The organism is Pseudomonas sp. NPDC089534 (assembly GCF_044749305.1).
GTDB lineage: Bacteria > Pseudomonadota > Gammaproteobacteria > Pseudomonadales > Pseudomonadaceae > Aquipseudomonas > Aquipseudomonas ekonensis.
The window spans coordinates 19060-28252 of the sequence record NZ_JBIVHR010000080.1; the positions used below are offsets into that span (position 1 = coordinate 19060).

General features: G+C 62.6%; 11 protein-coding genes. 9 read left to right on the forward strand and 2 right to left on the reverse strand.

Going from position 1 to position 9193, the window contains the following annotated elements; translation table 11 throughout:
- The 8 genes from metG to ACIP0B_RS21555 all read left to right on the forward strand — a co-directional run.
- Positions 1–1437: methionine--tRNA ligase (gene metG, locus ACIP0B_RS21520; RefSeq protein WP_400835802.1), on the forward strand; the 1437-nt coding region annotated here is incomplete at its 5' end.
- Between the two features lie 130 nt (positions 1438–1567).
- Positions 1568–2137 carry an electron transport complex protein RnfA gene (locus ACIP0B_RS21525; protein ID WP_400835804.1) on the forward strand — a complete coding sequence of 190 codons (570 nt, stop codon included), beginning with the start codon at positions 1568–1570 and terminating at the stop codon, positions 2135–2137.
- A complete protein-coding gene (gene rsxB, locus ACIP0B_RS21530; protein WP_400835806.1) occupies positions 2134–3354 on the forward strand; it encodes an electron transport complex subunit RsxB in 1221 nt (406 codons plus the stop codon). Before ACIP0B_RS21525 ends, rsxB begins: the two co-directional genes overlap by 4 nt.
- Entirely contained in the window at positions 3341–4324 is a 984-nt protein-coding gene (locus ACIP0B_RS21535) for an RnfABCDGE type electron transport complex subunit D (RefSeq protein WP_400835808.1), read from the forward strand. Before rsxB ends, ACIP0B_RS21535 begins: the two co-directional genes overlap by 14 nt.
- Positions 4321–4926, forward strand: coding sequence for an RnfABCDGE type electron transport complex subunit G (locus ACIP0B_RS21540; protein ID WP_400835810.1), 606 nt, complete (start codon positions 4321–4323; stop codon positions 4924–4926). Before ACIP0B_RS21535 ends, ACIP0B_RS21540 begins: the two co-directional genes overlap by 4 nt.
- Positions 4923–5495: an Rnf-Nqr domain containing protein gene (locus ACIP0B_RS21545; protein WP_400835812.1), complete on the forward strand. Its 573-nt coding sequence runs from the start codon at positions 4923–4925 to the stop codon at positions 5493–5495. The genes ACIP0B_RS21540 and ACIP0B_RS21545 overlap by 4 nt, the downstream gene beginning before the upstream one ends.
- Entirely contained in the window at positions 5492–6130 is a 639-nt protein-coding gene (gene nth / locus ACIP0B_RS21550; RefSeq protein WP_400835814.1) for an endonuclease III, read from the forward strand. Before ACIP0B_RS21545 ends, nth begins: the two co-directional genes overlap by 4 nt.
- A gap of 107 nt (positions 6131–6237) precedes the next feature.
- A complete protein-coding gene (locus ACIP0B_RS21555; protein WP_400835816.1) occupies positions 6238–6423 on the forward strand; it encodes a PA3496 family putative envelope integrity protein in 186 nt (61 codons plus the stop codon).
- A gap of 88 nt (positions 6424–6511) precedes the next feature.
- On the opposite strand, the gene ACIP0B_RS21560 is transcribed toward ACIP0B_RS21555, so the two are convergent.
- Positions 6512–7138, reverse strand: coding sequence for a response regulator transcription factor (locus ACIP0B_RS21560; protein WP_085580246.1), 627 nt, complete (start codon positions 7136–7138; stop codon positions 6512–6514).
- A 418-nt stretch (positions 7139–7556) separates the two neighbouring features.
- Between ACIP0B_RS21560 and ACIP0B_RS21565 the strand changes: the two genes are divergently transcribed.
- Complete coding sequence (locus ACIP0B_RS21565; protein ID WP_400835819.1) at positions 7557–8189, forward strand: hypothetical protein; 633 nt, start codon at positions 7557–7559, stop codon at positions 8187–8189.
- A gap of 151 nt (positions 8190–8340) precedes the next feature.
- Here the strand turns inward: ACIP0B_RS21565 and ACIP0B_RS21570 are convergent.
- Positions 8341–9193: argininosuccinate synthase (locus ACIP0B_RS21570; RefSeq protein WP_400835821.1), on the reverse strand; the 853-nt coding region annotated here is incomplete at its 5' end.

The following is a 9193-nucleotide window of genomic DNA, read 5'->3' on the forward strand; positions in this document are numbered from 1 at the left end:
CGCAGCTGCACCCTGCAGGACGCGGTGGCCAACAAGATCGCCGAATGGCTGGACGCCGGCCTGCAGCAGTGGGACATCTCCCGCGATGCGCCGTACTTCGGCTTCGAGATCCCGGACGAGCCGGGCAAGTATTTCTACGTGTGGCTGGATGCGCCGATCGGCTACATGGCCAGCTTCAAGAACCTATGCGACCGCACGCCTGCGCTGGACTTCGACGCGTTCTGGGGCAAGGACTCCACCGCCGAGCTGTACCACTTCATCGGCAAGGACATCGTCAACTTCCACGCCCTGTTCTGGCCCGCCATGCTCGAAGGCGCCGGCTACCGCAAGCCGACCGGGATCAACGTGCACGGCTACCTGACCGTCAACGGCCAGAAGATGTCCAAGTCCCGCGGCACCTTCATCAAGGCGCGCACCTACCTGGATCACCTGTCGCCGGAATACCTGCGCTACTACTACGCATCCAAGCTGGGCCGCGGCGTCGACGACCTGGACCTGAACCTCGAAGACTTCGTGCAGAAGGTCAACTCCGACCTGGTGGGCAAGGTGGTCAACATCGCCAGCCGCTGCGCAGGCTTCATCCATAAAGGCAACGCCGGGGTGATGGTCGACACCGATGCCGCGCCGGAGCTGACCGACGCGTTCCTGGCCGCCGCGCCGAGCATCGCCGACGCCTACGAGGCCCGCGACTTCGCCCGTGCCATGCGCGAGACCATGGCCCTGGCCGACCGCGCCAACGCCTGGATCGCCGACAAGGCGCCTTGGTCGCTGAACAAGCAGGAAGGCAAGCAGGACGAAGTCCAGGCGATCTGCGCCACCGGCATCAACCTGTTCCGCCAACTGGTGATCTTCCTCAAGCCGGTGCTGCCGCTGCTGGCCGCCGACGCCGAGGCGTTCCTCAACGTCGCGCCGCTGACCTGGAACGACCACGCCACGCGCCTGGCCAACCACCCGCTCAATGAATTCAAACCGTTGATGACCCGCATCGACCCGGTAAAAGTGCAAGCCATGACCGACGCCTCCAAGGAAGACCTGACCGCCAGCCAGACCGACACCGGCGCCGCCGCACCTGCCGGCAACGGCGAACTGGCCAAGGATCCGCTGTCGCCGGAAATCGAGTTCGACGCCTTCGCCGCCGTGGACCTGCGCGTGGCCCTGATCGTCAAGGCCGAACACGTGGAAGGCGCCGACAAGCTGCTGCGCCTGACCCTGGACATCGGCGACGAGCAACGCAACGTGTTCTCCGGCATCAAGAGCGCCTACCCGGATCCGTCCAAGCTCGATGGCCGCCTGACCATGATGATCGCCAACCTCAAGCCGCGGAAAATGAAGTTCGGCATCTCCGAAGGCATGGTGATGGCCGCCGGCCCCGGCGGCGAAGAGATCTACCTGCTGAGCCCGGACAGCGGCGCCAAGCCGGGTCAGCGCATCAAGTAAGGTTGCGTCCCGACGGATCCCACAGGCGTGCCCCGTGCGCCTGTGGGATTTTTCATGTCTGGCCCGCCCTCCACCGACGCCGGATAATGCCTAACCTTAAGGGACATCCGCCCGATCTGCCGACAGAGCCATGACCGACCTCGTGCTAGTGATTTTCAGTGCTGCGCTGCTCAACAACTTCGTGTTGAGCTGGCCGCTGGGCGTCGATCCGGCGCTGGCGGGCGAGCGGCGCCAGGTGCATGCGCTGGGCCTGGCGACACTGGCGCTGATGCTGGTGGCCGGGACTGTCGCCCAGGCTCTCTGGCAATGGCTGCTGGTGCCGCTGCACCTGGAGGGCTTGCGTCTTTTCGCGTTTCTGCCCCTGTGCGTGCTGTCGGTCGCGCCGCTGCTGAAACTGCTGGCCCGCGGGCTGCCGGCACTGCCTTTCGACGGGTTGTGGCCATTGATGCTGGGCAATGCCGGCGCACTGGGCCTGACGCTGATCAACGCCCAGGCGGACAAAGGCCTGTCTCATGCGATGGCGCTGAGCCTGGGCGCCGGCCTGGGCTTCTGGCTGGTGCTGAGCCTGTTCAGCGACCTGCGCGAACGCAGCGCCGGCAATGATGTTCCCCTGCCCTTTCGCGGCCTGCCGATCCAGTTGATCGGCGCCGGACTGATGGCGGTGGCTTTTCTCGGATTCAGCGGACTGATCAAAACATGAGTCTGATTCAACGCATCGACGCCCTGCTGCCCCAGACCCAATGCGGCAAGTGCGGCCACCCCGGATGCAAGCCCTACGCCGAAGGCATCGCCGGCGGCGAGCCGATCAACCGGTGCCCGCCGGGTGGTGACGAAACCGTCGCGGCCCTGGCCGAACTGTTGAGAATCCCGGTGCTGGAACTGGACATCAGCCGCGGCAGCGCGCCGCCGCAAGTGGCCTATATCCGCGAGGCCGAGTGCATCGGCTGCACCAAGTGCATCCAGGCCTGCCCGGTGGACGCCATCGTCGGCGCCGCGAAGTTCATGCACACGGTGCTCGTCGACGAGTGCACCGGCTGCGACCTGTGCGTGGCGCCCTGCCCGGTGGACTGCATCGACATGCATCCGCTGCCGGCCGGAACCCTGGCGGTGGTCGGCGGACTGGCCGCAGGCCCCGAGGAGCGCCAGGAGCGCACCGCCAAACGCGATCATGCCCGACAGCGCCACGAGCGCCGCAATGCCCGCTTGCAGCAGGAAGAGCAACACAGGGAGGCCGAGCGTGAAGCCCGGGCCCAGCGTGCGGCACAGGCGCAGGCCGCCGCATCGGATCCGGTGCAGACCGCACTGGAGCGGGTGCGCGCACAGAAGGCCGCCAACGCCGATGCGGCGCTGAAGAAGGCCAAGATCGACCTGGCCATGAGCCGCGCCCAACTGAACAAATCGCTGAAAGCCTTCGGCCATCCGCCGACGTTCGAACAACAGTCGCAACTGATCGTGCTGCAACGACAGTTCGAAGCGGCCGAACAGGCGTTGGCGGCCCTGGAAACCAGCGTCGCCGCCGCCCCTGCGGCCCCCACCCCGGCTCCGGCTCCGGCGAAGGACGCGGAACTGAAGCGGGCGAAAATCCAGTTGGCGATGCGCCGCGCCGAGCTGAAGAAAGCCCAGGCGGCAAACGCTGCGCCGCAGCAGATCGCCGAGCTGGAGCAGGCCCTGCGCGACGCCGAACAGGCGCTGCATGCGGCCGAGGACGCCAGCGGACAACCGCTGCCCGACCTTGTGCGCACCGAAAAACGGCCGATCGACAGCCAGCTCCGGCAACTGAAGACCGAACTGGCCTACGCCCGCGCCGACCTCAGCAAACTGCAAAGACGCGTCGACACCGCCCCCGACCTCCTCGACAAGGCCCGCGCCCGCCTGGAGGAAGCCGAACGTCAGGTACAAGCCCATGCCGTTCCCTGACACTCCCGACACTCGCCTGCAACAAGCGATGAAGCTTGTGCTGCTGGCCGCGCTGCCGGGGCTGCTGGCGCTGCTCTGGTTCTACGGCTGGGGCGTGCTGATCAACCTGGCGCTGTGCGTGACGACCGCATGGGCCGTCGAGGCCGGCGTGCTGCGCCTGCGTCGGCAACCGGTGCTGCCGACGCTCGCCGACGGCAGCGCCGCGGTCAGCGCCACCTTGCTGACCGCCGCCCTGCCCCCGTACTGTCCGTGGTGGCTGACGGTCACGGCGATGGCCACCGGCCTGCTGTTCGGCAAGCACCTGTACGGTGGCGTCGGCCGAAATCCGTTCAATCCGGCGATGCTCGGCTTTGCGCTGGCCATGGTGATGTTTCCCCTGTCGATGACGCATTGGCCGGGCCATGGCCTGGACCTGACAAGCGCGCTGAGCCAGGTGTTCGGCCAGGGTCAGGCGCCGGACGCCTGGGCGCAGGCCACCGTGCTGGACAGCGTGCGCATCAACAAAAGCCTGACCATGGACGAACTGTTCGCCGGCAACCCGGCGTTCGGCCGGTTCGGCGGACGCGCAGCCGAATGGGTGAACCTGGCGTTTCTCGCCGGCGGGCTGTTTCTGCTGCAACGGCGGGTGATCGGCTGGCAGGCGCCGGTCGGCATGCTCGCCGGCCTGTTCACCGTCAGCCTGCTGTGCTGGAACGGCTCGGGCTCCGACTCCCACGGCTCGCCGCTGTTTCACCTGCTCAGCGGCGCTACGATGCTGGGCGCGTTCTTCATCGTCACCGAACCGGTCTCCGGCGCAAGAAGCCCGCTCGCCCGCCTGCTGTTCGGCATCGGCGCAGGGCTGCTGACCTACTTGATCCGCACCTGGGGCGGCTATCCGGACGGAGTGGCCTTTGCGGTGCTGCTGATGAACCTGTGCGTGCCGGCGCTGGAACGCTTCGCCGCCGCCCGCCAAGGACAGGTGACACCATGAGCCGCGCGGGCAGCCTGATCGCACTGGCGCTGCTGGCCGGCGCGGGCATCGGCGCGACCTGGCTCCTTCAGGACCTCAGCGCGCCGCACATCGCCGCTGAACGGAAGCGGATCGAAAGCCGCACGCTGCTGGACATGCTGGCAGCGGACAGCTACGACAACCAACCGCTGGAACAACCGCTGCCGCTGACCGCCTCCACCCTGAACCACAGCACGCTGATGGGCGCCTACCGGGCGACCCGGGACGGCAGGCCCGTGGCCATCCTGCTGCGCAGCCAGGCCCCCGGCTATGCCGGCCAGATCGAATGGCTGATCGCGATCGACCCCTTGGGCAAGCTGATCGGCGTGAAGACCCTCCGGCAAACCGAAACACCGGCGCTGGGCGGACTGATCGGCGACTGGCCGAACGCCTGGCTGCAGACCTTCACGGGCAAGTCCGTCAATGAACCGGAAGATGCCGGCTGGGGGCTGAAGAAGGACCGGGGGCAATTCGACCAGATCGCCGGCGCGACCGTCACCTCGCGCGCGGCGGTGAACGCCATCCATGACGCCTTGCGCTACTTCGACGAGCATCGGGCGATATTGCTGGGGAATGCTGAATGAACGGGCCTGCGACGATCTCCAACTCATTGGTGCTGACACTGTTGCTCGGCGCCACCGGCTCGCTGCCCGGCGCACTGGGAACGGTGCTGCTGTGCGCTGCCGTCGTCGGCCTCTACGGCCTGTGCATGCAGCCGTTGCGACCGCGCCTGACGAAGGCGAGCGTCCTGCCGGCCAGCCTGTTGGTGGCCGCCACGCTCGCCGGTTGCGCCGACACGCTCGTGCAGTACGGCTCGGTGCAATGGCATCAGATGATCGGCCTCTATGCCGGCGTGATTGGCCTGCAGTGCATTGTGCTGGAGCACAACGGGTTCTTCCTCCAGCCTGCACGCCTCAAACCGTTCGGCCTGTTCGCCGGCCTGATGATCGTGATGGCCGCGTTGCGCGAACTGATCGGCCGGGGCAGCATCGGTCTCCATCTCTCAGAACACTGGCAAGGTCTGACGGTGTTCGGCGAAGGCCTGCACCTGTTCACGCTGGTTCCCGGCGCATTCATCCTGCTGGGATTGCTGCTGGCCGTCCGTCAGACCCTTCGCCCCACCGCTCACGCCGAGGAAACGCATCGCCCATGAATGCCGCAAAACGCCTGGAAATCTTTCGCCGACTTCACGAAGACAATCCCGAGCCGAAAACCGAACTGGCCTACTCCTCGCCGTTCGAACTGCTGATCGCCGTGATCCTGTCGGCACAGTCGACCGACGTCGGGGTGAACAAGGCCACGGCCAGGCTCTACCCGGTGGCCAATACGCCGGCGGCCATCCATGCGCTGGGCGTGGACGGGCTGTCCGAGTACATCAAGACCATCGGGCTCTACAACAGCAAAGCGAAAAACGTGATCGAGACCTGCCGCCTGCTGGTCGAACGCCACGGCGGCGAAGTCCCGCAGACCCGCGAAGAGCTGGAAGCCCTGCCCGGCGTGGGCCGCAAGACCGCCAACGTGGTGCTCAATACCGCGTTCCGCCAACTGACCATGGCGGTGGACACCCATATTTTCCGGGTGAGCAACCGCACCGGGATCGCCCCCGGCAAAAACGTGGTGGAGGTGGAAAGGAAACTGATGAAATTCGTGCCGAAAGAGTACCTGCTCGACTCGCACCACTGGCTGATTCTCCACGGACGTTATGTGTGCCTGGCGCGCAAGCCACGGTGCGGAAGCTGTCGGATCGAGGATTTGTGCGAGTACAAACACAAAACTTCCGACGATTGATCGGCTATTAGGTTTTTTGTTTTTTCGATTGAAAAAATCTTTTTTACCATCCGCTGGTTTATCGATATAAGGAGCGCCAAAGGCAGTCTTAGCCTGGAGTTGACCTTATGAGTACCAGCAAAGAACAACTGGATGTAGAAGACGACTTTATCGCCACCGAAGACGACGATGCGGAATCGAAGGTCGAAGTGGCGAAGACCAACCTGAGCAAACGCCGCACCATCGACAATCTGCTTGAGGAACGCCGCCTGCAAAAGCAATTGGCGGAGTTTGATTACGACGTTGATGACTGATACCTGAAAGCCTCCCGAAACGGAGGCTTTTTACTGTCCGGCGCAAGCTGAAACCGATCGGCCCATGACCCGTCAGCCGCCGTGACGCTCAGACGAGCCCATTGCGTTGCGCCAGTTCGATCAGATCCACCAGCGAACGGGCGTTGAGCTTCAACAGCAGGCGCGTCTTGTAAGTGCTCACCGTCTTGTTGCTGAGAAACATGCCGTCGGCGATTTCCTTGTTGGTCTTGCCGCGGGCCAACTGCTGCAGCACCATCATTTCCCGTCCCGACAGACGATCCACCATGTCCGCTTCACTGGCGTTGCCAAGGCTCGTGCGCACCGTATGCAAGGCCTGGTTCGGGAAGTAGCTGTATCCCGACAAGACGGCCTTGATGGCGCTGAGCAGTTCGGTCAGGTCTTGCTGTTTGCAGACATAGCCGGCGGCACCGGACTGCATGCATCGCATCGAGAAATGCCCCGGTGCCTGGGATGTCAGCACCAGCACTTTCAACGGCATGGCCGATGACGTCAGTCGGGCAATGACTTCAAGTCCGTCAAGTTTTGGAATTCCGATATCAAGAATAACGATATCGGGCATTTGTTCGCGGGCAAGTTGCAATGCATCCACACCATTGTCTGTTTCGGCAATGATCTCGTAGCCATGCCGCTCCATCAGCATACGCACCGCAAGACGAATGACAGGGTGATCATCCACGATCAGCACTTTATTCATGGGCAAGTCCAGTTCGCTGTTCGAATTTTTTAGAGCACGCACAATAACGCAGTCAATTCCCCCGTGGCAGGCAAGAGTTCCCGCACATCAGCAGCGAGAGACATCCCCTACACCCAACAAAGATTTATCCTACAAAAATATCCACCTTATGAAAAACACGCCGTCCTGAAAGGCTCTGCTTGCCTTCTCGCCAGAGCCACATGGACTTACCGGCATTCCGCCAATGCGTCAGAAACTTTTACCGTTCCTTGTTCCTCCGCATTAACCGCTAACCGATAAGAAATGAAACAAGCCCATTATTTCCCTGAATAGGATTTTCATATAAACGTCAAACATGCCCTTTACAGAAAACTCCAACAGCGAATCGACTCGACATTTAAATATCGCCGAGAGCCAAACAAACATACGAGACCAGCAAATGATAAAATTCCGAAGAAAAATCACCAACCCAATCAGCGTCATTGCCATCTTTGCATTTATTTCCGAGACATCAGCCGCTGTTTCCTTACCGTTTCTGGATAATAACGAGCGCGAAATCTACATCTGGTTCCTGATCAGCTTTCCCTTTTATCTGCTGTTCTTGTTCTTCATCACATTGAACTTCAACTACCGCTCTCTTTATGCGCCTTCTGACTTTGGCAATGACAAGAGTTTCCTGAAGGCCTTCGATCAGACGGAACCTGCAGCGGAAGAAAAGAACAGCGTGCCGTTGCCCACCCAAACCACGCACGATCCTCCCGAGGCAACCGCGCCCGTCCATTCGGCGGAACCGCATCAGGTGCAGTTGCCCAAGTTGGCGAAAACACTGCTGATCATCGATGCCCGCGAATTGGGCGAATACGAAAACACGGGAAAGCTTCTGGATAACCTTTCACGTTCCGGAAAACAGCAAGGGCGAATTGTTCTGTTACTGGTCAACGCCAAATCAGACGTTTCAGTGAGAAACAGCCTTACAAAGCCGTTGAAACAAACGAAAAAGACGACGGACCGAACGATCTGCATCGTCTACGACATCGACTCCCAAGACTTGAGTGTCGTTGAGCGGGTCTGAAGGCGCGAGGATAAGGTTGGGTCGGGTATCCAGGGACATGGCCTGTCACCCTTCACCGAAGAAGACGCTGGCCGGAACCGGTCAGCCAAGGAGTCGGCCTGCCGAGCGGCAGCCTTGTCGCAGAAGACAAGGCTGCCGCTTCATGCCGGCATCAGAACAGCTTGCGGCCCTTGTTGGCAGCGATGCGCATGCGCAGCGCGTTGAGCTTGATGAAGCCCGCCGCGTCGGCCTGGTTGTAGGCGCCGCCGTCTTCTTCGAAGGTCGCGATGTTGGCATCGAACAGCGAGTCGTCGGACTTGCGGCCGGTGACGATCACGTTGCCCTTGTACAGCTTCAGGCGCACGACGCCGTTCACGTTGACCTGGGAAGCGTCGATCATCTGCTGCAGCATCAGACGCTCAGGGCTCCACCAGTAGCCGGTGTAGATCAGGCTGGCGTACTTGGCCATCAGTTCGTCTTTCAGGTGGGCCACTTCGCGGTCCAGGGTGATCGACTCGATGGCGCGGTGGGCGCGCAGCATGATGGTGCCGCCAGGGGTCTCGTAGCAGCCGCGGGACTTCATGCCCACGTAACGGTTCTCGACGATGTCCAGACGGCCGATGCCGTGCTGGCCGCCGATCTTGTTCAGGGTCGCCAGCACGGTGGCCGGGGTCATCTCGACGCCGTCCAGCGCGACGATGTCGCCGTTGCGGTAGGTCAGTTCCAGGTACTGCGGGGTGTCGGGAGCCTTCTCCGGGGAGACGGTCCAGCGCCACATGTCTTCTTCGTGCTCGGTCCAGGTGTCTTCCAGCACGCCGCCCTCGTAGGAGATGTGCAGCAGGTTGGCGTCCATCGAGTACGGGGACTTCTTCTTGCCGTGACGCTCGATCGGGATACCGTGCTTCTCGGCGTAGTCCATCAGCTTCTCGCGGGACAGCAGGTCCCACTCGCGCCACGGGGCGATCACTTTCACGCCTGGCTTGAGCGCATAGGCGCCCAGCTCGAAACGAACCTGGTCGTTGCCC